Genomic DNA, 23,595 nt, shown 5'->3' on the forward strand with positions numbered 1-23,595 from the left:
CATGAAAGTCGTCGAGGTCACCCATCCGCTGGTCCAGCACAAGCTGGGACTGATGCGGAAGGCCGAAAACAGCACCAAGACCTTCCGCGAGCTGTCGGCCGAGGTCGCCACGCTGCTGACCTACGAGGCCACCGCGGACCTGGAGACCGAGGAGGTCGAGACCACCGGCTGGGCCGGGCCGGTGAAGGTGCGGCGGATCAAGGGGCGCAAGATCACCCTGGTGCCGATCCTGCGGGCGGGCATCGGCATGCTGCCGGGCGTGCTGGAGCTGATCCCCGCGGCCAAGGTCAGCGTGGTCGGCTTCGTGCGCGACGAGCAGACCCTGCAGCCGACCGCCTACCTGGAGCGGCTGGTCGGCAACATGGAGGACCGCATCGCGCTGATCCTGGACCCGATGCTGGCCACCGGCGGCACGCTGATCGCCACCGTGGACATGCTCAAGGCCGCCGGTGCCACGCGCATCAAGGGCCTGTTCCTGGTCGCCGCGCCCGAAGGCCTGCGTGCGGTGGAGGCGGTGCATCCGGACGTGGAGGTCTATACCGCCGCGGTGGACGAGCGGCTGGACGGGCACGGGTACATCCATCCCGGGCTGGGGGACGCGGGGGACAAGATCTTCGGAACCCGCGCGGACTGAAGAAACGTCATTCCCGCGAGAAGTCGTCATTCCCGCGAACGCGGGAATCCATGGACGTTGCTCACCATCCGGGCGTCACCCTCGGGTGGATTCCCGCGTTCGCGGGAATGACGGGTGATGTGGCTTCCCGCTTTCGCGGGAACGACGGCGCGGGATGCCCGCGGGCCTCGGGCCGCGCCGCACAGACGCCGGTCGGCGGCGCCAGTTCCGCCAGCGCACCATCCCCACCCTGCAGGTCCGCATGCAGGATCCGCCGGATCTCCAGGATCGCTTCGGGGGTCTCCTGCACGCTGTGGAAGGATTCGATCACCTTCTCGCTCACCGCCCCCGCCAGATGTGCACTGCAGTACGGCACCAGTCCGTCGTCGGATACCTCCAGCGGCACCGCCGGGTCGCGGCGGGCGATGATCGTGTGGTAACGCACCCGGGGTGAGATCGGCAGGTCGGCGGAGGCGCGGATGAAGGGGTCCTCGCGGCTGAGGTTGTCGATGCTGTTGGGCACCTTCGGGCGGTTGGGGGCGTCGGGTTCGGCGCCGGCGAGTGCCTGCAGGACGTCGTCGAAGCTCTCCAGCACGGTCAGCGGCAGCCGGATCAGCCGCGATATCAGCCGGCCCAGGCGGTTGTTGGCGGCGTCGGTGCCGCGGTGCGGGGCGGCGATCAGGATCGCGCGCTCCACGCCGGGAAAGGGTTCGAACCGCAGCATCGGCTCCAGGCGTCCGCGCACGCGCTCCAGCCGGCCGTCGTCAAGCTTGCGGCTGGCCAGCATTTCATCCCACAGCCGGTCGCCGGAAGACGACACCAGCAGCCGCGACAGCACCCCGCCCATGCTGTGTCCCACCAGCACGATGTCGCGCGAGGCACGGGCGCTGCCGGTCGGGTCCAGGCTTTGCAGGGTCTCGCCCAGTACGCGGCGCAGGGCGGCATGGTTGTAGGCGATCGGCAGGTTGGTCGGGTAGTAGACCTGCCAGACCTGGAACGACCGGCGCAGTGTCTCGTCGCCGAGGATCTCGTTGGCCACGTTGACCCAGGCCTCGGGGCTGCTGGCCAGCCCGTGGACCATCACGATGATCCGGCGGTCCGGGTCGTAGGGCTGCATCAGGTACACGTGCGCGCGGTTGATGGCCTGCCCGCGCCCGAACAGGGTCTGCAGCGACTGCCGGGCAAAGCCCGAGCGCGCCAGCCACAGCCCGTAGCCGGCGGTGTAGTTGGCCGCCAGCGGGACGTCCTGGCCGTGCAGCGCGATCTCCGACTCCCGGTACGGGTCGTGCGCGCTGACGTGGACCTCGCGGGTGGCGAGTATGTCCGCCAGGCCGGCACCAGCGAAGTGGAACAGCACGGTCAGCGACGGGGACGGCATCTCGCTGTAGGCGCGGACGCGTGGGCGGCCGCGGCGTGGTCCATGGCGCGTGTCGTCGCTGCCGTCCGGGGGGCCGGTTGCCGCGTCCTCCGCCGCGTTGAGGGCCTGCACGGCGGCGACGGCGGCCGGCGCCTCGCGCATCACCGCCACCAGCTCGGCGCCGAAGCCGTCACGACGGTAGGTGCTGCGCAGCCCGGCGAACTCCAGCGAGCTGGCCGGCAGCAGTTCCCTGGGCAGGTCCGCGCCCGGCGGCATGCGGATGCCGGACAGGTCGGTGGTGATCGCCCAGTCGGCGACCCGCGTGGCCTGCCCCGGCCCGGCTGCCGGGGCGCCGCCCGTGCTGCGCTGGAACAGCGCGATCGCGCCCTGCTGCACGGCGTGGTTGTAGTAGTCGCGCACCTGGGTCTGGCGGTCCTCGAAGGCGCGCTCGCCAGGCGCGCGCCCGGTGAAGAACAGGTACGCGTAGGCATGCCGGGCCGCCTCCAGCCAGGCGTCGATCTGCACGTCCGGCACCGGCCCGCCCTTTGCCGGGGCCAGCAGGATGGCCTGCTGCACCCACAGTTCCGCCTGCGCCGAAAGCCGGCGCTCGTCGGACAGCCCGGGCACCCCGCCCAGCGCCTGGATGCACCCACGCGAAGGTTCCGCGCAGGCGCCGGTCTCCAGCCCGGACACCCGGATCGTCTGCGCGGTGGCGGCACTGAGCTTGCCGGTGGTGAGGATGTCACCGCGCTTCAGGGCGATGTACTCGCCCGGCGACAGCGGCCTGGCCTCGACCGCCGGCCTGAACTCGTTGAGCACCGCGCAGCCGCCCAGCAGCAGCATGGCGAGCGCCAGCAGCATTGCGCGCGGCAGGCGCGCGGCGCTCATGGGGTGGCCTCCGCGCCGCCGGTGCCGGGCACGCCCTGGCGGATCACGCGGGAGAACACCGCCGACCTCGCATCCGGCGGCAACGCAGTGGCCCGTGGGTTGATGTAGCCGCGGCGCTGAAGTTCCTCGTACTCGTACCCCTCCGCGAGCCCGCCCAGCTCGTGCACGTAGCGGGCGAAGTAGCCGGACAGCAGCAGGCGGTAGTCCATCGGGATCCCCGGGGCGATGCGGCGCGCGAGCTCGAAGATGATCGTGGTGCAGTTGCTGGTCAGTGTGTTGTAGAACGCAGGCTGCCGCCGCAGCGCGGCGGCCTCGTCGAGGTAGCCGGTGAACAGCGCCCGCAGCGTTTCCGGCGGCAGGTCGAGGTGGTACAGGTAGACGTCCTCGCCGCGCGCGTTGCTGCGGGTGCGCACGATGTCGTTCTCGTCGGCGGCCACCAGCACCTGCTCGAACTCGCGGAAGAAGCCGCCGATGGCCGAGAACGACTCGTGGCGCTCCTTGCGGATCTCCAGCGAGAACACCACCCGCTGGCCGTCTTCGAAGCCGAACGAAACCAGCGTGTGGGCGATCGCCGGCCCCATCCAGTACGACATCACCAGGTCGGCCGACACCAGTCGGTCCAGGTCGTACCCGCGGGTTTCCCAGCGTGGGGTGTAGTCCTCCGGCGTGCGCCAGTCGAAGTTGCGCACGTTGTGCAGGGTGACCCGGCTGCCGTCGACCTCGGCCTCCAGCAGCCGGGCGACATCATCGGCCCAGACGCGGTCATGTGAGGGCGTGAGCGTGCTCCACCAGGCCAGCAGCGCAACCAGCGCGGCACCGAAGCCCGGCAGCGCCAGCCGCGCCCACTGCGGCCACCTTTTGCGGCGCCCGATGCACGCCGCCGCTCCCAAGCCGAGCAGGCACCATGCCGCGATCGCCACCACCCGCACCGCCACCGGACCGGGCAACTGGAACCACAGCGCCAGCGCTCCCCAGCCCGCTGCCAAGATCACGGCCGTCACCAGCGCCAGGCTGGCCATGCGGGAGAGAAAACGGTCGCTCAAGCGGTGTTGTTGGCGCTGTCGCCGCCGGTCACGTCATAGGTGGCGCCCGACACCAGGTGCGCCTCGTCACTGGCGAGGAAGACGACCACCGGAGCAACCGCGCCGGCCGGGAGCCAGGCCACATCGAGCGGAGAGCTGTCGCGGAGCTTTCGTTCCGCTTTCGCCTCGAGCTGGTCCAGGGGCTCGGTGTTGTCCAGGTCGTCCATGGCCTGTGCGTATCGGCGCCTGTGTCGCGTGAGAGGCGTGTCGATCAGGCCCGGAACCACCGCATTGACCGTGATGCCGTATTGCCCGAGTTCCAGGGCGGCCGATTTCATCAGGCCGATGATCCCCCATTTGGAAGCCGAGTACGCCGCCCCGTATTTCGTGCCGTGCCGCCCCTGCGTGGATGCGCTGACGATGATGCGCCCGCCACCGTTGCTGACGAGGTAAGGAGCCACCGCACGGATCGCATTGCAGGTCCCGGTGAGATTCACGTCGATCTGGTCGTGCCAGTCCGCATCGTGCATTTCCAGGATCGGCTTGAACGACTGGATGCCGGCGTTGGCGAACAGGATGTCGATCTTCCCGAACGTGTCCGCGGCCCATGCCGCGGCATCCCGCAGCGCCGGCAAGTCGCGCTGGTCGAGCTGGCGCGCGGCCCACCTGCCGCCGGCCGCCTCCACCAGGCGGCCGGTCTCGTCCAGCTCGTCGGGCGTGGCGGGCTCCACTTCAAGCGTCGCGCTGACCGGTCCGGCGATATCGATTCCGACCACGGTCGCACCCTCGCGGGCGAAAGCGACAGCGGCCGCCCGACCTATCCCGCGCGCGGCTCCCGTGATCACCGCAATCTTGCCTTCAAGACGTTTCGATGACATTGCCTGTTCCTCCAGCCGGTTTGATGATGACCTTGTTGCTGCGGGCCTGCTCCCCCATCGAGGCGCACGGGTTTGTGGACACCCGACCACATGCTGCGTGTTCGCAACGTCGGGTGGCGCAAGCAGCAGGGGCTGGCTTCAGCCGGCTCCGGACGGGTCAGGCGGCCAGCGTCGCGTTGTCGATCACGAAGCGGTACTTCACGTCGCCCTTGAGCATGCGCTCGTAGGCGGCGTTGATCTCCTCGATGCGGATCATCTCGATGTCGGCCACGATCCCGTGCTTGGCGCAGAAGTCGAGCATCTCCTGGGTTTCCGGGATGCCGCCGATCAGCGAACCGGCCAGCGAGCGCCGCTTCGCGATCAGGCTGAACACGTTCGGCGACGGATGTGGCGTGGCCGGAGCACCGACCAGGGTCATCGTACCGTCGCGCTTGAGCAGCGCCAGGAAGGCGTCGAGATCGTGCGGCGCGGCCACGGTGTTGAGGATGAAGTCGAAGCTCTTGCGGTGCGTGGCCATCTCGCCGGCGTTGCGCGACACCACCACTTCATCCGCGCCCAGCGCCAGTGCCGCCTCGCGCTTGGACTCCGAGGTGGTGAATGCAACCACGTGCGCGCCCAGCGCGTGCGCCAGCTTGATGCCCATGTGGCCCAGCCCGCCGATGCCGACCACGCCGACCTTCTTGCCGGGCCCCACCTGCCAGTGGCGCAGCGGCGACCAGGTGGTGATGCCCGCGCACAGCAGCGGCGCGACGGCCGCAAGCTGGTTCTCGCTGTGGCGGATGCGCAGCACGTAGCGCTCGTGCACCACGATCTGCTGCGAATAGCCGCCCAGGGTGTGGCCGGGCGCGTCCGGCGTGGGCGAGTTGTAGGTGCCGACCATGCCGTCGCAGTAGTTCTCCAGCCCGTCGGCGCACTCGTCGCAGCCGCGGCAGCTGTCGACGATGCAGCCGATGCCGACCAGGTCGCCGGGCTTGAACGCGGACACATCCGGGCCGACGGCCGACACCCGGCCGACGATCTCGTGGCCCGGCACGCAGGGGAACCGGGTGCCGGCCCATTCGGCGCGGACCTGGTGCAGGTCGGAATGGCAGACGCCGCAGAAGGCGATGTCGATCCGCACGTCGTGCGCGCCGGTGGCGCGGCGGGTGATGTCGATGGGTTCCAGCGGCTTGTCGCCGGCATGGGCGCCGTAGGCCTTGATCTGCATGGGATTCCTCTCTCTTTGTCGTCGCACAGGATGACAGTCGGCACGCTCCCCTGTCGCGCCCGCGGGCACCCGGTACCAACAGAGCCTGCGCCCCTCAGTCCGGCCTCCTGAACACCAGCAGGTTCGCGATCAGCTTCTGGCACACCTCGCCCTCCTGGTTCACGGTCAGGTTCTCGACCTTGACCAGCGCCTGGTCGGGCTTGGACCGGGACGGCGTGATCTCCAGCACGGTGCTGCGCACATGGAGCACGTCACCGGGCCGTGTCGGCCGCGGCCACCAGATCTCGCCGCCGGCGCCGATGACGCCGCGGGCGAACGGGAGGCTGTCGATCAGCAGCCGCATCGTGATCGAGGCGGTATGCCACCCGCTGGCGGCCAAGCCGCGGAAGAAGGTGTCCTGCGCCGCGTCCTCGTCGATGTGGAACGGCTGCGGATCGAACTGGCGTGCGTACTCGATGATCTGCGCGGCATCGATGCGGTGCTCCGCGCTGCGGAATTCGTCGCCGGGCGCGATGTCCTCCAGGTAAAGCGGCTTCGCGTGACTGTCGTGCTTCATGGCAAACCTCACTTCATGGATCGGGCATACGGCGGATAGTCGACCAGGCCCCTGGCGCCGCCACCGTAGTAGGTATCCCGGTCGGGCGTGGCCAGTGGCCAGCCGTTCTCCAGCCGCGCCACCAGGTCCGGGTTGGCGATGAACGGCTGTCCGAAGGCGACCAGGTCGATGATGCCCTCGCCCAGCAGTTGCTCGCCGCGCTCGCGGGTCATGCTGCCGGCCAGGATGACCGCCGTGGCGGTCGGCAGCACCTTGCGAATGCCGGCCAGCAAGGCGTGGAAACGCGCGGCGATGTCACGGGCTTCTTCCGACTGCGTGCCGGGGCCGACCTGGTCGTTGACATGCACGTAGGCGATGCCGCGCTCGCCCAGCGCCCTGGCATACGCGAGATAGGTCTGGTCGATCTCGTCGTGGTGCGGCATGTCGGCGAAGCGGCCGTACGGGGAGATGCGCACGCCCACGCGCGTGGCGCCGATGCGGGTGCAGACCGCATCCACGACCTCGAGCGCGAAGCGCAGGCGGTCGTCCATATTGGCGGCGCCGTAGCGGTCGGTGCGCTCGTTGACGCGCGGATTGAGGAACTGCTCGAACAGGTAACCGTTGGCGCTGTGGATCTCCACCCCGTCGAAGCCGGCCTCGATGGCGTTGGCCGCGGCCTGCGCGAAGTCCCCGACCACCCGCGCGATCTCGTCGGTTTCCAGCGCGCGCGGCACCCCGGGCGGGATGAAGCCGGGATTGCCGTCGGCGTCATAGCCGAAGGCATGCGAGTTGGCCGGCAGCTTCGGCGAGGCACTGACCGGGTCCTTGCCTTCGTGCTGGATCGACGGGTGCGACATCCGCCCGACATGCCACAGCTGGGCGAAGATCCGGCCCCCGACCGCGTGCACCGACTGCGTCGTCAGCCGCCAGCCTTCGATCTGCTCCGGAGTGAAGATGCCCGGGTTGAACAGGTAACCCTGCCCCTCGCGCGATACCGGCGTCCCCTCGCTGACGATCAGCCCGGCGGTGGCGCGCTGCGTGTAGTACAGCGCGATGGTGTCGGTGGCGACGTCCTCCGGCGCGCGGGCACGGGTCATCGGCGCCATCACGATGCGGTTGGCCAGGCCCAGGCCGGACAGGTCGAAGGGAGTGAACAGGTCGGACATGCAGGAGTTCCGGGGGAGGAAGATCCCTCCCAAATGGCGGCTTCGCCGTGCTGCACCAGTGCAGGATTCCGAACACTGCGGTCCATCGCGGAGTATCTGTCCGACCCTCGCTGGCCGCGCCGTTGCCAACCCACCCTGCAGCGTCGACGATGCAGAGCCTCGCGATTCCTGGAGAGAGCCCATGGATACCCGGTACTGGCAGGATCGTTGGACCGAAGGCCGCACCGGCTGGCACCAGGACCAGCCGACGCCACTGCTGCTCAAGCATTGGCCCGCGCTCGACGTGGCGCCCGGCAGCCGCGTGTTCGTCCCGCTGGCGGGCAAGTCGCAGGACATGCGCTGGCTGGCGGCACAGGGGCATCGGGTGCTCGGCGTCGAGCTTTCGCAGCTCGCGGTCGAACGGTTCTTCGCCGAGAACGGGCTTGCGCCGCGGGTGAGTTCAACCCGGTATGGGCGCCACTATGAAGCCGGCGGCATCGAGATCATCTGCGGCGATGCATTCGGCCTGGACTCCGACGCGCTGCGTGATTGCAGGGCGGTGTTCGACCGCGCCGCGCTGATCGCCCTGCCCCCGCCGCTGCGGCGCCGCTATGCCGCCGAACTCTACGCATGCCTGCCTGCCGGGTGCCGGGGCCTGCTCCTCACCATCGAATACCCGCAGGAGGAGAAGGAAGGCCCGCCGTTCTCCGTGCCCGGGGACGAGGTGCGATCCCTGTTCTCGGCCGACTGGTCCGTCGGCCTCCTGGAGCGCCGCGACATACCGGTGGAAAAGCAGGATCCGCAGGAGCGCGTGATCGCGCAGCAGGCCGTCGCCTACCAGCTCATTCGTCGTTGACGACAGGCAAAGCGCAGGTATAACGTTCGTTATAACGTTGAACCGGAAGCCGCCATGAAGCTCAAGATCACCGCCATCGGCAATTCCGCCGGGGTCATCCTGCCCAGGGAGTTGTTGGCCCGCCTTCGCCTGCAGAAGGGCGACGAGCTGTTCGCGCTGGAGACGCCGGACGGGGTCCGGCTGACCGCGTTCGATCCATCGCTGGCCGAACAGATGGAAGTCGCCGAACGCGTGATGCGCAACCGGCGCGCGTTGCTCAACAAGTTGGCGCAGTAGGGCGTGGCCGTGATCGTCTGGATCGGGAAGCCCTTCGCCCTGGCCATCCACGACCGCCAGCTTGCCGAACACGGCGGAGGTGGCGGCGCGCGTGACGAGAGCTTGCTCGATTCCGCCCTCGCCCGTCCGCAACAGTTGTACGCCTATGGCGACCCGCCACCGGACCTGGCCGACCTCGCGGCCAGCCTTGCGTATGGGCTGGCGCGCAACCACCCCTTCGTGGACGGCAACAAGCGCACCGCAGCCGTTGCCTGCGAAGTGTTCATCGAACTCAACGGCGGCGTGTTGCAGGCCGATGACCTGGAGCTGTACCCGGTGTACATCGGCCTCGCTGATGGCAGTCTGCCCGAAGGCGAGTTCGCGACCTGGCTGCGTGAGCGGATCCGGCGCGAGCCTGCCAATGGGGTGCACGAGCCATAAAACGCGGCGACGAGGTACGGTCCCGCGCCTGACTCAGAAAGTGGCCGACGCCGCCGAGCCGAAAACGTCAGCGGCCGTCTGATCCAATCCGGCGCCGAACCTCCTCCTCCAGCCCCTTCAACCCCCCCACTCCCGGCCAATGGCGATCGCCTCCTCCGCGGGCAGGCCTTCCACCCAGGCCGCACGGAGCGCCGCCATGGCCCCCACGCGGTTGCCGCTGGCAATGCACCAGCACCGGCCGCTCCTGCCGGGCGGTGGTGGAACGATAACGTGTCCGGCTAACGCGGCCCCAGCACCGTTGGCAGGTCGCCGGGTGTCGGCGCGCCGGAGCGCCGCTGCACGACGCCATCCGCATCCCGGAACAGGATCCCCGGCGTGCCCTGGAAGCCCAGTTCATGCATCAGCATCTGGTTGGAGTCCAGCTGCGATCGCACCCCGGCCGGCACGGTCGCCATGCCCTTGATGCCACCAGTGGCATATTCGCGCTCGTTTCGGCCCAGCATTTCGGACGGCGAGTCGGCGGTCAGGATCGTAGCCACCTTGTTGGCGCTGTCGGCCTTGATGACGCCGACCATGACGTGTCGTATCTGGACCTTGCCCGCGTCGACCCACGGCCTTGCCGACTGCCAGAACCGGTTGCAGAACGGGCAGTTCGGATCGCTGAAGGTGTAGACCACCCGCGGTGCGTCGTCCGGACCATCGGCAACCCAGGTGCTGTCCTCGAGCTGCGACCAGATGCGGTCGGACATGGGCTTGGCGACCAGCCGTTGCAGGTGCGGCCCGCCAACATCCTCGCCGGCAACGTTGACGAGCTGGCCGACCAGCGCATGCTCGCCGTCGGGCGTGACGTAGACGGCTACCGGTTGCTGCCCCGCCAACCCCGCGAACCCGCGCAGGTCGGCAGGCGCGTCGAACTCGCCCAGCACCTCCAGCCCGTGTTCCTCGATCGTGGCGATCACGGGCGGATGCGCCTTGCCGGGTTCTTCGGCATGGCTGCAACCCGCAGTACCAACCAGAGTGAGCGCCAGTGCCGCGGCGGTGAGATTGAGTTGCTTCATGGATTTGCCTCGTCTGGAAGTGTGGGTGCCGGGTCGGGCGCCGGGCCGAAACGCTCCAGCTTCCGTGCCAGGCTGGCGCGGGTCAGTTCGCCCATGTGGACGTCCGCCAGCCGGCCGTCGGCCTCGAAGAACAGCGTGGTGGGCAGGCCGCGGGACCCGGTGGACTGGGAAACGCTGGAGAACGGATCGAGCACGACGTTGCCGAGCTGCAGCCCGGCCGCATCCAGGTACTCCTGGATCACCTGGTTCCCCTCGCCCTGGTTGGCGAAGACGAAGGTCACGTGGGGGTTGGCCACCTGGCTGTCCGCCAGCACGGGCATCTCCCGCCGGCAGGGCGGGCACCAGGTCGCCCACAGGTTCACCACCATGGGCTGCCCGCCGATGTCGGGCAGCCGGACGCTGTCGCCTTCGATACGCGTCAGCTCGACATCCGGCAGTCTCACGACCGCCTGCTGCATCAGCAGCAGGGCGCCGGTCAGCACGGCCCAGACCGCCAGGCCCGCGGTGGTGCCCCACAGCAGCGGCCGGCGCAGCTCCAGGGTCCGGCGAGCGCGCCAGGTACCGAACGCCAGGCCGGCAAGCACGGCGGCCCAGATCGAGTAGCCGCCATCGCCGATCCGGACGATCGACCAGGGATCGGCCAGGTACTGCGGCCACCACTGCACCACGAACACCAGCCGGCCGGCGACCAGGCCCACGAACACCATGTCCAGGAACGTACCCGCCACCGGTATGCGCGACCTGTCGGGCCGCCGGGCCGCCCACCGTCCGACGAGCGCGGCAGCCGCCAAGGCGATCAGCAGGACCACCAGCGTCATCGGGATGGGGCCCAGGCTCACCATTGCGTTTTCCTCCGCCCGCCAGACTGCGAAGCACGCACGGTGACGGCACCGGATTAAGAGCGGATTAACCGCCGCCGTGGGGTGGCCGGGCCACCATTTTGGCTTACGGTTCCCCTCTCGCGCCCCCCTTTGCAGACACCTGGAGCCAGCATGCGCATCCTCGTCGTCGAAGATGACGACCTCATCGCCCGCGGCATCGTGGCCGGGCTGCGCGCGTACGGCTTCACCGCCGATACCGTGCCGTCCGTCGTCCAGGCCGAGCTCGCCCTGGCGCATGCCGCCTGCGACGCGATGGTGCTCGACCGGGGCCTGCCGGACGGCGACGGACTCTCGCTCCTCGCCCGGCTTCGCGAGCGCGGGGACGCGCTGCCGGTCCTGCTGCTGACGGCCCGGGATGCGGTCGAGGACCGGATCGAGGGGCTGCAGGGCGGCGCCGACGACTACCTGGTCAAGCCCTTCGACCTCGGTGAGCTGGTGGCCCGGCTGCACGCGCTGATCCGCCGCGCCGGTGGGCGCAGCAGCAACCTCGTGGAAGCCGGCGGGCTGCGCTTCGACCCCAGCAGCGGAGACGCCTGGCTGGCCGGCGAGCCGGTCGAGCTCTCGCGCCGCGAATCCACCCTGCTCGCGAGCCTGGTCCAGGCCGACGGGCGCTGCCTGACGACCGAGCAGATCAAGGACCGGCTGTACGGGCTGGACCAGGAGGTCGCCAGCAACGCCGTCAACGTCCACGTCCACAACCTGCGCCGCAAGCTCGGCGCCGACGTGGTCGAGACAGTGCGCGGGCTGGGCTACCGCTTCGGCTGGGCACGCCGGTGAGCCTGCGGCTGCGCCTGCTGCTCACCATCGGCCTGGCGCTCGCCGTGCTGTGGGGCGGCGCCGCGGTGTGGATGTTCCGCGACCTGGATCGCAACCTGCAGCACACGCTCGACGAGCGGCTGGCGATGTCGGCGCGCATGGTCGCCGGCCTGCTCACCCAGTCGGGCCAGGGAAGCGCCTCGATGGTGTCCGCCGAAGGGGCGCTTTCGGTGCCCGGTGCCCAGGGCATGGCCTGCCAGGTCCGCTCCCTGCGGGGCGAGGTGATCGCCACCACCCGCGAAGCGGACCGGGCGCCGCTTGACATGAGCGCGCCCGGCTACCGCACCACCCTGATCGATGGTCATCCCTGGCGCACCTACACCCTGCGGACCGACAGCTTCGACATCACCACCGCCGATCGCCTCGACGAGCGCTCCCTGCTCCGCCGGCGCATCGCCCTGGCCGCGGGCGTGCCGTTCCTGATCGCAGCCCTTGGGGGCCTGATCGCGCTCTGGTTCGGCACCGGCCGCGCGCTCGCCCCGCTGGCCGGCCTGCGCCGGCGCCTGGCACAACGACCCGCCGACGCCACGGACCCGGTGGACGGCAGCCAGCTGCCCGCGGAACTGCGCCCGCTGATCGACGCGCTGAACGGGCTGCTGGAGCGGATGCGCCAGGCCATCCAGCGCGAACGCAGCTTCACCAACGACGCCGCCCACGAACTGCGCACTCCGCTCACCGTCATCGATACCCACCTGCAGGTGGCAGGGCTTACCGACGGCGCGGAGGCACGGCAGGCGTTGCAGGACGCGAGCACCGGCGTCGAGCGCATGCGCGGCACGCTCGAGCAACTGCTGATGCTCGCCCGCATCGAGGGCCGGCAGTCCTTCGGGGAAGGCATGCACATCAGCGCTGGCGAGGCGGTTTCGCGGGCGATCACCGTGGCCGGGGACGACGCCGCGGAGAGGACGAGGGTCACGATCGAAGGGAACGATCCCGGGCCCGTGCTGGACGTGCCCCCCCAGCTTGCCGTGGTCGCCCTGCGCAACCTGATCGTCAATGCCCTGCGCTACTCCCCTGCGTCCAGCCGGGTGGACGTGGAAGTGCGTCAGCCGGCCCCCGCCCAGGTCCGCTTCATCGTGTCCGACCACGGGAACGGCATGGACGGCGACGAAATCCAGGCCGCGACCCGGCGCTTCTGGCGCGGCACGCAGCCCCAGCCTGGCAGCGGCCTTGGCCTGACGCTGGTGGAGGCGATCGCGGAGCGGTTTGGCGGCTCGCTCCTGCTCTCGCCGCGCCAGCCCCAAGGCCTGGTGGTCGAGCTGACCCTTCAGGTCCGGCCATGACCGGCGCGGAACGCCTCGGCTCCCGCACACCGGGCTGGGTGGCGGTGCTCTACCAGGCGCTGGCTCCGCCGGGAGAAGTTGACCTTGCAACCATGGCAACCCCGACACTGCCCGCTAACCGGGATTCCCCCAACTGGAGAAGAGCAATGCAACTGAAAGTGGAAGGCATGACCTGCGCCCATTGCGAGCGCGCCGTCCAGAAAGCGGTGGCCGACCTCGCGGGCGCCGGGGGTTCCTTCCCGGCACCCTGCCCCGTCACTCCCCGTCGTCGTCCACGCCCGCCGCCTTCCAGTAGCCGGTCGAGCGGATCCAGTCCTTGGGCACGCCGCGCCCGCCCTCGATCGACTTGCGCATCCCGCGCACCCGGCGCGACTCGCAGGCCACCCACCAGAAGGTGTCGTCTTCGGGCGCCAGCGTGTCCAGGGCCTTCTCCAGCAGATCGCTCTGCGCGGCCGGGGCGCCATTACGCGGTAGCCAGGTGACCTGGGCGTCGGCCCGGGTCTCCAGTGGCTGGCGGTCGGCGCCCTCCGGGATCTCGACCAGCACGGTCGCCTTGCGCCCCTCGGGCATCTCTTCCAGCCAGCGGGCGATCGCCGGCAGCGCGCTTTCGTCGCCGGCCAGGACGTAATGGTCGAAATCATCGGCGACCATGAACGAGCCACGCGGGCCGCCAAAGGCGATGGGGTCGCCGGGCTTCGCATTCTCCGCCCAGGTGCTGGCCGGGCCCTCGCCGTGCACGACGAAGTCGATGGCGAGCGTGCCAGCGGCCGCGTCGTGGTGGCGCGGGGTGTAGTCGCGCATCGGCGAGGGCGCCTTGCCGACCGGGAACTCGGGGCCGTTCTCGCCCATCTTCGGGGTGATGAACTCACCGTCGGAATTGGGGAAGAACATCTTGACGTGGTCGTCCGGCGCGCCGCTGTGGAAGCCCTCCAGCTCCGGCCCGCCGACGACGATGCGGCGCATGTGCGGGGTCAGGTCGACCACCTCGCGGACCTCGACGCGGCGGAAGACGGTGTCGTGCCGCACCCGGCGGCTTTCGTGCAGGGTCATGGGGCGTTCTCCATTGGAAAGGTGAGGCAGGCCGGGCGCTCAGTCACGCCCGGCCCGCGCGATGTCGGCGGCGGCACGCTGCAGGATCGCGGCGACCGCCGCGGCCCGCTCCGGGGGCCAGCGGGTGCCATGGCTGGCCAGGGCACGCTTGAGCGCGCCCATGCCACTGCGCACCGGCGCCGGCGCGCCCGCCTTGACCAGCGTCCGCGCGCTCTCCTCGGTACGCAGCCGGGCCCGGGCCAGCGCTTCGGCGTTCGCCTCGACCCAGTTGCGTCCTTCGCTGGTCAGCGCCTGCAGGCGGCGGGCGCCCTCCTCCCTGACATCGACCAGGCCGTCGGCCTGCAGTTGCGCCAGCGCCGGATACACCGCGCCGGCGCTGGGCTGGTACTGGCCGTGGAAGACCTCGCCAATCAGCTGGATCAGCTCGTAGCCGTGGCGTGGCTGTTGTTCCAGCAGGGCGAGCAGGAGCAGGCGCAGGTCGCCGTGGGCGAGCTTGTGGGGGGTGCGCTGGCGTGCGCGTTGGCCGCTCCGGACATCACGGTCGGCAGCGGTACTGGAGGACGGTTCGGGCACGGACGAGTTCTGCGGGCGGACCAGGGACGTGACGATCCGCAAAACGATACATCTTTTATCTCGCATCAGCTATATCGAATCAAGAACCGCAGCACCCCGCGTTCAGGCGAGAATGCCCGGGCCGGCAAGCGGCGATCCGACCCGGAATTGCAGCCGCGGCCCGTGCCCCGCCTGCAAGAACGTGAACCTGGCCACATGAGGGGAAGCATGAACATGCCCGCTTCCAGAGGCGTCTTCTCCAGGACGAACTGCAGCTCCTGGGCCAATGTCAGTTCGATGCCCGCAAGGGCGCCCATGACGACCAGGCCCATGAGCACGCCCGCCCGGATTTCCGGCTTGGCGAAGAGCGACATGTCGAGCATCGGCCGCCGGCTTGCGAGCTGGCAGATGTAGAGCGCGAGGCATCCTGCCAGGAGGATCCCCACCGATCCCGCGGGAGGCATGTCCGGCTTCCACAACCTGGAGGGGCAAGTGCCGGGGGTGCACACACTGCATCAGATGACCCATCTCCTGCTTGCCGAGCAGGTCCCCGCGGAGGGGCATGTGCTGGTGCTGGGCGCGGGCGGTGGAGTGGAACTCAAGGCATTTACGGACGCGCGCCCCGGGTGGCGCTTCACCGGAGTTGATCCATCTTCCGGGCCACGGCGCGCCGCACGCGTCTTCAATCGTCGCGTTGCGTAGTCCCGCGCCCCTGCGCAAACTCCGGGAAGGTCTCCGCCATCGAGGCCTCATCCGGCAAGACGTAGAACACCCCGCCGCGCTCGAACGTCGGGCTGATGACTTGCTCGTAAAACCCGGGCGAGACGTTGATGCACCCATGCGTGACGCGGTTGTCGTCCGGCGAAGGCGATGCAAGGCGTTCAGGGCGTTTCTCGGCGGGGACGCCGGTAGCGGTCGGATGGATGGAGACCGCGGAATCGTAGTCCACCCACAGCACGCGCCCGGCGTCCAGTGACGGGCCGAAGCCACCCACGAAGCGGCCGGCAGGGGTCGTGCGGTCGCGGCCCGGAATCTCGCGAAGCGCGAGGCCGGCGATGCCGGGGGCCGTATGGTCGCCGACCGCCGAGCCAAAGAGCCCGGGTGCCGCGCCGCGAAGCCGGCCGTCGCCGCCGAACACCAAAATCTGTGCGGCGGCCTTGTCCATGACCGCGAACGGGTAGCCCTGGTTGTCGTTGGATGCGACGACCCAGCCCGCGAGCTCGATCATCGTGCCGGACACATCCTGGCCTGGCGGAAGCTGGTCAACGGCAGCGACCGGTTGCGCGGAAGCATCCTTGGCGTTGGCCACACCGAGGCTCGAGAACCCCAGCGCCAGTGCCAGCGCACCATGAAGGGCTCGGGTCGCAGAATGTGTACACATACGGATGGGATGGTTCCTTGGAGCGAATACGGGGCAAACACAAGCAGACCCGGTGGCCAGCAAAGGCCACCGGGTCTCGCTTCAACTAACCGCGAGGCACGCGACGCGGCGCGGCTTCGAGTTGCTGGACGCGGCTTTCCATCTGGTCCAGCCGCTGGTTGGCCTGTCGCGCGGACTGATTCGCGGATTCGGCGCTCTGGGCCGCACTCTGCACCCGCGTGTCGAGTTGATCGAGGCGTGAGTTGATCCCTGCAAACTCATCGCTATAGGTGGCGCAGGCGCTCAGGCCCAAGGTTGCGACGATCGCCACACCGAGCGTTCGCGCCGTCACCAGATGTTGCTTGGTCAGAAACATGCCAATCCTCCTTCGTCTGGGGTAGCCGGAATATAGCGGTCTTCTCGTTGACGCCATGATCCGCCTTCAGCTGACGTTGGAGTGCGTGGATGCGCTGTGAAACCCCTCCGCATTCTCTTGCATTTAGTCCCGATCGGGACTAACGTGAGCCTGCCATGGCACTTCCCGCTTCCAACCCGTCTCCCCTCACCCGTCGTGACCTCACCGCTCCGGCGCTGCGCGCGTTCTTCAACATCACGCGCCTGTGGGACCTGAGCACCGAGCAGGAGCGCACGCTGTTGGGCAGTCCCGGCCGGTCCACCTTCTTCCGCTGGAAGCGCGACCTCGACGGCGCCCTGCCCCACGACGTGCTCGAACGCATCAGTTACCTGCTGGGCATCTACAAGGCGCTGGAGATCCTGTTCCCGGAACCGAAACAGGCCGACGCCTGGGTGAAGCGGCCCAGCGAGGCACCAGTCTTTGGCGGGCAAAGTGCGCTGGAGCGGATGCTCGGGGGCCAGGTGGCCGACCTGTTCGTGGTGCGGCAGTACCTGGACGCACAGCGCGGATGAACCTGGCCAAGGCGATCCGGCGCAGGCAGCTCACCTGGCGGCCCAGCTACCGGATCGTCCCCAGTCGCTTCCCGCCGGTGGGGCTGTTCGACCGCATCGCCTCGCCCGGGGACCTGGACGCGCTGTTCGAGCTGGAGGGCCTGACCAATCCGCGACTGCGCCAGGAAGCAGGCGACATCTCGATGGTGCCGCCGGGGCGCCGGATCAGCGGCTCGGGCACCACGCCCATCATGGCCGCCTTCACCCACACCCCACCGGACGGCTCGCGCTTTTCCGACGGCAGCTGGGGCGTGTACTACGCCGCCCGCGAGCGCGACACCGCGATCGCCGAAACCGTGTACCACCGCGAAATCTTCCTGCGCCAGACCCGCGAGCCGGCCTTCGTGCTGCAGATGCGCTGCTACCTGGCCGATGTGTCCGGGCGGCTGCACGACATCCGCGGCGGCTGGCCGGAACTGCACGACCCCGACAGCTACGCCGCCAGCCAGGCCACCGCGCGCCGGCTGCACCGCGCCGGCAGCGACGGCATCGTCTACGACAGCGTGCGCCGCCGCGGCGGGCAATGCGCGGCCGTGTTCTACCCGGACCTGGTGTCGCCGGTGGTCCAGGGACCGCACCTGCACTACCACTGGGATGGCGAGCGGATCTCCCACTACAGCGTGATCGAGGAAGTCGGTTCGGTGGATGCGCTGAACCGTTGAGGCGCAACGGGCGCAACACCCCTCACCCCACTACCGCGCTCACGACGGTCGGCGCACTATCCGCGCCATGACGCCCCTCGAAGTCACCCCGGAACACCTCCAGGCCCTCGTGCCGTTCATCGTGGTGGGTTTCCTGGCCCAGCTGATCGACGGCGCACTGGGCATGGCCTTCGGCGTCATCACCAGCACCCTGCTGGTCGGCGTGCTCGGGGTGCCCCCGGCACGCGCCTCGGCGAGCGTGCACCTGGTGGAGGCGTTCACCACCGCCGCCTCCGGCATCAGCCACATCGTCCAACGCAACGTGGACTGGCGGCTGTTCTCGCGCTTGGCATTGCCGGGGATGGCGGGCGGGATCGGCGGCGCGTACCTGTTGTCGAACATCAACGGCGCCCTGGCCCGGCCGTTCGTCACCGGCTACCTGGTGCTGGCCGGCCTGTACCTGGGCTGGCGTGCCTGGCGGATGCGTACCGACCTGCCGCCACGCCGGGCGAAGGTGGTGGCACCGCTGGGCCTGGTGGGCGGGTTCCTGGATGCCGCCGGGGGCGGCGGCTGGGGTCCGGTGGTCTCCTCCAACCTGCTGCTGCAGGGCACCGATCCGCGCACCACCATCGGCACGGTGAACGTCGCCGAATTCGCCCTCACCCTCACCATCTCGCTGGCGTTCCTGGTGAGCCTGGGACTGACCGCGTTCACCACCGCGGCGGTCGGGCTGATCATCGGCGGGTTGTTGGCGGCGCCGCTGGGGGCGGTGCTGGCCAAGCGGGTTCGTCCGCGCGTGTTGCTGGGGGCGGTTTCGGTGGTCTTGGTGGTCACCAGCACGTATGGGTTTGTGAGCTCGTTGGGGTAAGGGCCCTGCTGCGCATCCGGCACTTTGCCGACCTTGGCCCCGAACTTGGCCGCGCGGGCCCGAGCGGCACGCGGTCACATCCATGAAGCATCACGGCAGCCCAATGCGCGGATGACGTTCCGCGTGGTGCCTTTGTCCTGCCACGCCGACGCACGTTCCGGCGCGGCACCCCGGTGTGCGCCCCTCCCCACCGAAGACAAGGCAAGGCCCGTCCCCATGTGCACCCTCAAGAAGTCGGCGCTCGCCGGCGCCATCCTCATTGCCCTGACCGCCGCTCCGCATGTCGCAGCGCAGACTGCCGAAGGCGCATCGGCGACTGCCCCGCAAAGCAGCGGTGAGATCAGCGGCCGGGTCCTCGATCCCGGCACCGGCGAGTACCTGCGCAACGCGATCATCCGGGTAACACCCACTGGTGGTCGCGGCAGGACCGTGGTCTCCGGGGATCGCGGCGAGTACCGGGTCAGCGGCGTACCGTCCGGTGAGGTGGAACTGTCGGTCGAATTCACCGGCTATGCGTCCCGGAGCGTGACCGTCCACCTGCAGCCAAGCGAATCCAGGCGCCAGGACATCGAGCTCTGGAGCGCGGGCGCGCCGACCGCAGCGGGCGCCACCACGCTGGACACGCTGCGCGTGGTCGGCGTCCGCGAAGGCGACGCCCGCGCGCTGATGGAGCAGCGCGCATCCATGGACATCACCAATGCCCTGTCCACCGAGTCCTATGGCGAGATCTCGGAAGGCAATCCGGGCGAGTTCATGAAGTTCATGCCGGGCGTCGACACCGACAGCACCGGTGATGGCACCGTGCGCAACGTCAGCCTGCGCGGCCTGCCGGCCAGCTACACCAACATCACGGTCAACGGCATCAACCTGGCCTCGGCGGATGCCAACACCGGTGCCGGCGGCTCGCGCACCTTCAGCTTCGAGCAGTCCTCGCTGACCGGCATCGACTCGATCAGCATCTTCAAGACCACGAGTGCCGACAAGGACGCCAACGCACCGGCCGGCACCATCGACATCCGGACCAAGCGGGCATTCGACCGCAGCGGCCGCAGCGTCAGCGCACAACTCAGCACCAGCACCCACTCCAATCAGTGGGACGCCCGGCGCCGCACCGGCCCGGACGAAGGCGGGTACGGCAGCGACCGTTTCCAGCCCAGCGGCCAGCTCAACTACTCCGACGTGTTCATGGACGGCCGCCTGGGCATTGCCGCGGGCCTGAGCCATTCCGAGCTGTACGTGGAGCAGGAGCAGATCACCGCCAGCCGCAACTACAAGCCCACCGACGCCAGCCCGGAGCCACTGGCGATCACCAAGATCGTCCCGCAGATGGGCACCCGTGAGATCACCCGCTCCTCGGGTTCCCTCAACATGGACTTCAAGGCCACCGACGGGCTGATCCTGTCGCTGATGTCCTCGGTCGGCAAGGGCACCATCCTGGCCGGGTCGACCGCGCCGGAACTCACCACCCACGCACGCTCGGGCGTGGACGGCGACCCCGCCACCGGCTTCACCACGCTGCAGCCGGCAACCCTGGCCGCGCGCAACACGCTGACCTACAAGTACGGCACCACCCGCAACTTCATCCCCAGTTTCGAATACAACAACGAGCACATCACGCTCGACGGCAACCTGTTCTATTCCAGTTCGGAGAGCACCTACAACCCCAACCGCAAGGGCGCGGTGCACAGCATGGTGGCCTGGCCGACCGCGACCGGCCACGCCAGCATCGACCGCGGCGGCAGCCTGCTCGAGCAGGGCTGGCAGGTCGACCAGCTCGACGGCGGCGACTGGAGCCTGCCGTCGGGTTACGACATCTCCGGCACCCCCACCCTGCGGCTGCGCAACTCGCAGTCCGCCGACGTCCTGCTGACCGGCGGGGGATTGAACCTGTCGTTCGATCGCGAGATCGGCCCGGCCTGGGTGACCTTCAAGACCGGCGCCAAGCTGCAGCAGGCCCGCTACGACTTCGACAACCGCAACGACTCCTACAAGTACCGGTACACCGGTCCGTTGAGCACCGCTGAACTGCTGGAACGCATCCAGACCGGCAACCAGCACTCCGCCGCCGACAGCGGGGTGGATTACCGCTCCATCTCCGGCGCGGGGGACATGTACTTCCCCAGCATGTTCAAGCTGTACGAGCTCTACCAGCAGAACCCGGAGCATTGGGAGCACACGATCTCGCCGACCGACTGGTACAACGCCTACGTCGGCAACCGCAGGCACTTCGAGGAAGACACCAGCGCGCTGTACTTCATGGGCACCGCCAGTCTGACCGACAAGCTGACGGTCCGTGCCGGCCTACGCTGGGAACAGACGGAGAACACTGCCCGCGAGGCGGACCCGCTCGGCACCGAACAGTTGCTGGCCGCCGGCTACGACGTCGACCCCTCCACCGGTCGCGCCACCACGATCGAAGGACTGCAACACCAGTACTTCTCCCGGCCGCAGGTCGAGCGCGAGGGCAGGTACGACCACTTCTTCCCCAGCGCGTCAGTGAAATACGCATTCGACGACACCACCGACCTGCAGTTCGGCTACAGCCGTACGATCCAGCGACCGGAGGTGAGCGTGCTGTCGGGCGTGTGGTCGATCAACGACGACAACATGACCGTCAGCACGCCCAACCCCAGCCTGGAGCCGCAGCTGTCGGACAACTTCTCGATCCGCCTGGCCAAGTACTTCGAGCCGGTCGGCATCGTCGGCCTCAACTACTACCGCAACCGGGTCAAGGGGCTGTTCCAGGCGCAGGAGATGACCGCCGAGGAGTTCGGCTACACCGGCGACCAGTACGCCGATTACACCTTCATCCGGACCGACGTGGTCGACGGCGACGCCATCGACATCGAGGGTTGGGAACTGGAGTTCAGCCACGCCATGGACTACCTGCCCGGTGCCTGGGGCGGGCTATCGGTGCGCGGCTCGTTCATGCTCAACGAGCCCGACGTGCCGCTGGTGCGCGCTGCCGACAAGATGGGCACCTTCTCGGTGTCCTGGCAGCACGGCCCGGCGCGCCTGTACCTCAACACCGTGTGGACCGACGACAAGTACCGCTCGACCACCCCGTCGTGGTTCAGCGAGTACTGGGACACCAACCTGTCGGGCAGCTACTCGTTCGCAGAAGGCTGGGATGCGTTCTTCAACATCCGCAACCTGCTGGACAAGAGCCGCAACGTGATCGTGCCCAACTCGCTGTCGCCCACCGGGGAACTCAACGGCAGCACCGGCACCCACGGCGCGATCTACATCCATGGTGGCCGCAACGCGACCGTCGGCATCCGCGCGCGGTTCTGAGCCATGTCACGGATCCTGCTCAGTCGCCGGCAGCTGCTTGCCGGCATGGGAGGCCTTGCCGTGCTGGCAGGCCTCGGTCCGGTCGGCCGGGTGTGGGCGGCACCGCGGTTCCATGCCGATCCCTTCAGCTTGGGGGTCGCCGCCGGCGACCCCCTGCCCGACGGCTTCGTGATCTGGACCCGGCTCGCCCCCGAGCCGCTGGCCGAACACGGCGGCATGCCTTCCGCCGCGGTGCCGGTGCGCTGGGAAGTGGCCGAGGACGCGCGGTTCGGAAGCATCGTCCGGACCGGCGAAGCCCTCGCCCGGCCCGAGCTGGCCCACAGCGTCCACGTTGAGCTCGCCGGACTGCAGCCCTCGCGGCCGTACTGGTACCGCTTCCATGTCGACGGCGCCGACACCAGCCCGGAAGGCGTGGCCCGCACCGCGCCCGCGCCGGGCACCACGCCGGACCGGGTCCGGATCGCCGTGGCCGGCTGCCAGGCCTACTACCACGGCTGGTTCGACGCCTACCGGCACCTGGCCGCGGAGCCGGAACTGGATGCGGTGTTCCACTACGGCGACTACATCTACGAAGGAGCCGCCGGCCGCACCCGGGCCAAACGCCCGATCCAGGACGAGAACGGCAATCCGGTCAACCGCGACCACGTCGGCGGCGAGATCTACAGCCTCGACGACTACCGTCGCCGCTACGCGCTGTACAAATGCGATCCGGACCTCAAGGCGGCGCACGCCTCGGTGGCGTTCGTCAGCTCCTTCGACGACCACGAGGTCGACAACGACTTCGCCGCCGCCCATGACCAGGACGGCACGCCACCGGAGGTGTTCCGGCTGCGCCGCTTCGCCGCGATGCAGGCCTGGTATGAGCACATGCCGGTACGGCCCGCGCTGTTTCCGCGTCCGCACGACCGCACCGCCTATTACCGCCGGCTCGACTACGGCCGCCTGCTGCGCATGCACGTGCTCGACACCCGCAGCCACCGCGACGACCAGCCCTGCGTACGGCCCGGCCAGGAGAACTGCCGGACCGGTGGCGAAGCGACCGCCAGCATCCTCGGCCGCGCGCAGGAGGACTGGCTGGACCAGGGCCTGGGCCGCGACACGCACTGGAACCTGCTGGCCCAGCAGGTGTTCGTGATGCCGCTGAAGGCCCGCGCCCCGGATGGCCGGGAGCTGCCGCCGTTCGTCGACAAGTGGGACGGCTACCCCGCCTCGCGCGCGAAGCTGGTGCGCTCGATTACCTCGAAGAACCTGACCAACGTGGTGATCGCCTCCGGCGATGCACACATGAACGCCATCGGCACCGTCCCGCTGCGCGACGACGAGCCGGACGGCCCCGCGGTCGCCACCGAGTTCCTCGCCAGCTCGATCAGCTCCAACGGCGACGGTGCCCTGGAAACTCCGCACGTGCGCCGCTTCATCGACGGCGGCAACCCGCACCTGGCGCTGGTCAACGACCTGCGCGGCTACCAGGTCCACGAGGTCTCCGCCGACCAGTGGCGTACCGAGGTGAAGGCCATGGACCAGGTGCAACGCAAGGGCGGCCGGATCCGCACCGTCGCCCGCTTCGCCGTCAGCCCCGACCGGCCGCAACTACACCGCCTTTGAGCCCGGCGCCCACACAAACCAGAG

24 protein-coding genes and 1 pseudogene are annotated in these 23,595 nt (G+C 69.2%); 12 read left to right on the plus strand and 13 right to left on the minus strand.

The annotated features are described in order from the left end of the window. Position 1 precedes the first annotated feature (1 nt). Positions 2–634: a uracil phosphoribosyltransferase gene (upp, locus tag LY625_RS02170; RefSeq protein WP_233737357.1), complete on the plus strand. Its 633-nt coding sequence runs from the start codon at positions 2–4 to the stop codon at positions 632–634. A 61-nt stretch (positions 635–695) separates the two neighbouring features. Here upp and LY625_RS02175 read toward each other — a convergent pair whose 3' ends face one another. The 6 genes from LY625_RS02175 to LY625_RS02200 form a co-directional block, all read right to left on the minus strand. Next, positions 696–2,858, minus strand: coding sequence for an alpha/beta fold hydrolase (locus tag LY625_RS02175; RefSeq protein ID WP_233737358.1), 2,163 nt, complete (start codon positions 2,856–2,858; stop codon positions 696–698). Beyond that, entirely contained in the window at positions 2,855–3,877 is a 1,023-nt protein-coding gene (locus LY625_RS02180) for a DUF4105 domain-containing protein (protein ID WP_233737562.1), read from the minus strand. Before LY625_RS02180 ends, LY625_RS02175 begins: the two co-directional genes overlap by 4 nt. 20 nt (positions 3,878–3,897) lie before the next feature. After that, the gene (locus LY625_RS02185) at positions 3,898–4,758 is read right to left on the minus strand and encodes an SDR family NAD(P)-dependent oxidoreductase (protein ID WP_233737359.1); all 861 of its coding nucleotides are present in this window, start codon (positions 4,756–4,758) and stop codon (positions 3,898–3,900) included. Positions 4,759–4,915: 157 nt separating this feature from the next. Continuing rightward, on the minus strand, positions 4,916–5,965 hold the full coding sequence (locus LY625_RS02190) for an NAD(P)-dependent alcohol dehydrogenase (protein WP_233737360.1): 1,050 nt from the start codon (positions 5,963–5,965) through the stop codon (positions 4,916–4,918). 94 nt (positions 5,966–6,059) lie between these two features. Further along, on the minus strand, positions 6,060–6,521 hold the full coding sequence (locus LY625_RS02195; RefSeq protein WP_233737361.1) for a MaoC family dehydratase: 462 nt from the start codon (positions 6,519–6,521) through the stop codon (positions 6,060–6,062). Between the two features lie 8 nt (positions 6,522–6,529). After that, the gene (locus LY625_RS02200; protein ID WP_233737362.1) at positions 6,530–7,666 is read right to left on the minus strand and encodes an alkene reductase; all 1,137 of its coding nucleotides are present in this window, start codon (positions 7,664–7,666) and stop codon (positions 6,530–6,532) included. Positions 7,667–7,847: 181 nt separating this feature from the next. On the opposite strand from LY625_RS02200, the gene LY625_RS02205 reads away from it, so the two are divergent. The 3 genes from LY625_RS02205 to LY625_RS02215 are packed head-to-tail and all read left to right on the plus strand — an operon-like array spanning position 7,848 to position 9,197. Further along, on the plus strand, positions 7,848–8,501 hold the full coding sequence (locus LY625_RS02205) for a thiopurine S-methyltransferase (RefSeq protein WP_233737363.1): 654 nt from the start codon (positions 7,848–7,850) through the stop codon (positions 8,499–8,501). Positions 8,502–8,555: 54 nt separating this feature from the next. Next, a complete protein-coding gene (locus LY625_RS02210; RefSeq protein ID WP_233737364.1) occupies positions 8,556–8,777 on the plus strand; it encodes an AbrB/MazE/SpoVT family DNA-binding domain-containing protein in 222 nt (73 codons plus the stop codon). A gap of 9 nt (positions 8,778–8,786) precedes the next feature. After that, positions 8,787–9,197 carry a type II toxin-antitoxin system death-on-curing family toxin gene (locus tag LY625_RS02215; protein ID WP_233737563.1) on the plus strand — a complete coding sequence of 137 codons (411 nt, stop codon included), beginning with the start codon at positions 8,787–8,789 and terminating at the stop codon, positions 9,195–9,197. A gap of 278 nt (positions 9,198–9,475) precedes the next feature. Here the strand turns inward: LY625_RS02215 and dsbG are convergent, their stop codons facing one another. Beyond that, positions 9,476–10,255 (minus strand): thiol:disulfide interchange protein DsbG, encoded by a 780-nt coding sequence (gene dsbG / locus LY625_RS02220; protein WP_233737365.1) that lies wholly within the window; start codon positions 10,253–10,255, stop codon positions 9,476–9,478. Beyond that, the gene (locus LY625_RS02225) at positions 10,252–11,094 is read right to left on the minus strand and encodes a TlpA disulfide reductase family protein (RefSeq protein ID WP_233737366.1); all 843 of its coding nucleotides are present in this window, start codon (positions 11,092–11,094) and stop codon (positions 10,252–10,254) included. Before LY625_RS02225 ends, dsbG begins: the two co-directional genes overlap by 4 nt. Before the next feature lie 153 nt (positions 11,095–11,247). Between LY625_RS02225 and LY625_RS02230 the strand changes: the two genes are divergently transcribed. Then, entirely contained in the window at positions 11,248–11,913 is a 666-nt protein-coding gene (locus LY625_RS02230) for a response regulator (protein ID WP_233737367.1), read from the plus strand. Next, positions 11,910–13,235, plus strand: a complete 1,326-nt coding sequence (locus LY625_RS02235; RefSeq protein WP_233737368.1) for an ATP-binding protein — start codon at positions 11,910–11,912, stop codon at positions 13,233–13,235. Before LY625_RS02230 ends, LY625_RS02235 begins: the two co-directional genes overlap by 4 nt. A gap of 255 nt (positions 13,236–13,490) precedes the next feature. Here the strand turns inward: LY625_RS02235 and LY625_RS02240 are convergent, their stop codons facing one another. From LY625_RS02240 to LY625_RS02250, 3 genes are all read right to left on the minus strand, one after another. Continuing rightward, a complete protein-coding gene (locus tag LY625_RS02240; RefSeq protein ID WP_233737369.1) occupies positions 13,491–14,285 on the minus strand; it encodes a siderophore-interacting protein in 795 nt (264 codons plus the stop codon). 39 nt (positions 14,286–14,324) lie between these two features. Next, positions 14,325–14,858 carry a PadR family transcriptional regulator gene (locus LY625_RS02245; protein ID WP_233737370.1) on the minus strand — a complete coding sequence of 178 codons (534 nt, stop codon included), beginning with the start codon at positions 14,856–14,858 and terminating at the stop codon, positions 14,325–14,327. Positions 14,859–14,923: 65 nt separating this feature from the next. After that, on the minus strand, positions 14,924–15,301 hold the full coding sequence (locus tag LY625_RS02250; protein WP_233737371.1) for a hypothetical protein: 378 nt from the start codon (positions 15,299–15,301) through the stop codon (positions 14,924–14,926). Here LY625_RS02250 and LY625_RS02255 point away from each other — a divergent pair. Next, positions 15,300–15,494 (plus strand): annotated as a pseudogene (locus tag LY625_RS02255) (hypothetical protein); the annotation flags it as partial. The gene LY625_RS02250 and the pseudogene LY625_RS02255 overlap by 2 nt on opposite strands. A gap of 25 nt (positions 15,495–15,519) precedes the next feature. On the opposite strand, the gene LY625_RS02260 reads toward LY625_RS02255, so the two are convergent. After that, the gene (locus LY625_RS02260; RefSeq protein WP_233737564.1) at positions 15,520–16,173 is read right to left on the minus strand and encodes a hypothetical protein; all 654 of its coding nucleotides are present in this window, start codon (positions 16,171–16,173) and stop codon (positions 15,520–15,522) included. A 130-nt stretch (positions 16,174–16,303) separates the two neighbouring features. After that, positions 16,304–16,573, minus strand: coding sequence for a hypothetical protein (locus LY625_RS02265; protein WP_233737372.1), 270 nt, complete (start codon positions 16,571–16,573; stop codon positions 16,304–16,306). A gap of 155 nt (positions 16,574–16,728) precedes the next feature. Here LY625_RS02265 and LY625_RS02270 point away from each other — a divergent pair, with 155 nt between their 5' ends. The 5 genes from LY625_RS02270 (at position 16,729) to LY625_RS02290 (ending at position 23,571) form a co-directional block, all read left to right on the plus strand. After that, complete coding sequence (locus LY625_RS02270) at positions 16,729–17,124, plus strand: MbcA/ParS/Xre antitoxin family protein (protein WP_233737373.1); 396 nt, start codon at positions 16,729–16,731, stop codon at positions 17,122–17,124. Beyond that, positions 17,121–17,825 carry an RES family NAD+ phosphorylase gene (locus tag LY625_RS02275; protein WP_233737374.1) on the plus strand — a complete coding sequence of 235 codons (705 nt, stop codon included), beginning with the start codon at positions 17,121–17,123 and terminating at the stop codon, positions 17,823–17,825. The genes LY625_RS02270 and LY625_RS02275 overlap by 4 nt, the downstream gene beginning before the upstream one ends. Before the next feature lie 67 nt (positions 17,826–17,892). After that, a complete protein-coding gene (locus LY625_RS02280) occupies positions 17,893–18,672 on the plus strand; it encodes a sulfite exporter TauE/SafE family protein (protein ID WP_233737375.1) in 780 nt (259 codons plus the stop codon). A 216-nt stretch (positions 18,673–18,888) separates the two neighbouring features. Next, positions 18,889–21,966: a TonB-dependent receptor gene (locus LY625_RS02285; RefSeq protein WP_233737376.1), complete on the plus strand. Its 3,078-nt coding sequence runs from the start codon at positions 18,889–18,891 to the stop codon at positions 21,964–21,966. A 3-nt stretch (positions 21,967–21,969) separates the two neighbouring features. Next, entirely contained in the window at positions 21,970–23,571 is a 1,602-nt protein-coding gene (locus LY625_RS02290; protein ID WP_233737377.1) for an alkaline phosphatase D family protein, read from the plus strand. The last annotated feature ends 24 nt before the right edge of the window (positions 23,572–23,595 follow it).

The organism is Lysobacter sp. GX 14042 (assembly GCF_021390425.1).
Lineage (GTDB): Bacteria > Pseudomonadota > Gammaproteobacteria > Xanthomonadales > Xanthomonadaceae > Novilysobacter.

What these genes read in the sequence shown, in the direction of transcription:
- upp (WP_233737357.1), top strand. Translation starts at nt 2, where the DNA reads ATGAAAGTCGTCGAGGTCACCCATCCGCTGGTCCAGCACAAGCTGGGA.
- LY625_RS02175 (WP_233737358.1), bottom strand. Translation starts at nt 2,858, where the DNA reads ATGAGCGCCGCGCGCCTGCCGCGCGCAATGCTGCTGGCGCTCGCCATG.
- LY625_RS02180 (WP_233737562.1), bottom strand. Translation starts at nt 3,877, where the DNA reads ATGGCCAGCCTGGCGCTGGTGACGGCCGTGATCTTGGCAGCGGGCTGG.
- LY625_RS02185 (WP_233737359.1), bottom strand. Translation starts at nt 4,758, where the DNA reads ATGTCATCGAAACGTCTTGAAGGCAAGATTGCGGTGATCACGGGAGCC.
- LY625_RS02190 (WP_233737360.1), bottom strand. Translation starts at nt 5,965, where the DNA reads ATGCAGATCAAGGCCTACGGCGCCCATGCCGGCGACAAGCCGCTGGAA.
- LY625_RS02195 (WP_233737361.1), bottom strand. Translation starts at nt 6,521, where the DNA reads ATGAAGCACGACAGTCACGCGAAGCCGCTTTACCTGGAGGACATCGCG.
- LY625_RS02200 (WP_233737362.1), bottom strand. Translation starts at nt 7,666, where the DNA reads ATGTCCGACCTGTTCACTCCCTTCGACCTGTCCGGCCTGGGCCTGGCC.
- LY625_RS02205 (WP_233737363.1), top strand. Translation starts at nt 7,848, where the DNA reads ATGGATACCCGGTACTGGCAGGATCGTTGGACCGAAGGCCGCACCGGC.
- LY625_RS02210 (WP_233737364.1), top strand. Translation starts at nt 8,556, where the DNA reads ATGAAGCTCAAGATCACCGCCATCGGCAATTCCGCCGGGGTCATCCTG.
- dsbG (WP_233737365.1), bottom strand. Translation starts at nt 10,255, where the DNA reads ATGAAGCAACTCAATCTCACCGCCGCGGCACTGGCGCTCACTCTGGTT.
- LY625_RS02230 (WP_233737367.1), top strand. Translation starts at nt 11,248, where the DNA reads ATGCGCATCCTCGTCGTCGAAGATGACGACCTCATCGCCCGCGGCATC.
- LY625_RS02240 (WP_233737369.1), bottom strand. Translation starts at nt 14,285, where the DNA reads ATGACCCTGCACGAAAGCCGCCGGGTGCGGCACGACACCGTCTTCCGC.
- LY625_RS02250 (WP_233737371.1), bottom strand. Translation starts at nt 15,301, where the DNA reads ATGCCTCCCGCGGGATCGGTGGGGATCCTCCTGGCAGGATGCCTCGCG.
- LY625_RS02265 (WP_233737372.1), bottom strand. Translation starts at nt 16,573, where the DNA reads ATGTTTCTGACCAAGCAACATCTGGTGACGGCGCGAACGCTCGGTGTG.
- LY625_RS02270 (WP_233737373.1), top strand. Translation starts at nt 16,729, where the DNA reads ATGGCACTTCCCGCTTCCAACCCGTCTCCCCTCACCCGTCGTGACCTC.
- LY625_RS02275 (WP_233737374.1), top strand. Translation starts at nt 17,121, where the DNA reads ATGAACCTGGCCAAGGCGATCCGGCGCAGGCAGCTCACCTGGCGGCCC.
- LY625_RS02280 (WP_233737375.1), top strand. Translation starts at nt 17,893, where the DNA reads ATGACGCCCCTCGAAGTCACCCCGGAACACCTCCAGGCCCTCGTGCCG.
- LY625_RS02285 (WP_233737376.1), top strand. Translation starts at nt 18,889, where the DNA reads ATGTGCACCCTCAAGAAGTCGGCGCTCGCCGGCGCCATCCTCATTGCC.
- LY625_RS02290 (WP_233737377.1), top strand. Translation starts at nt 21,970, where the DNA reads ATGTCACGGATCCTGCTCAGTCGCCGGCAGCTGCTTGCCGGCATGGGA.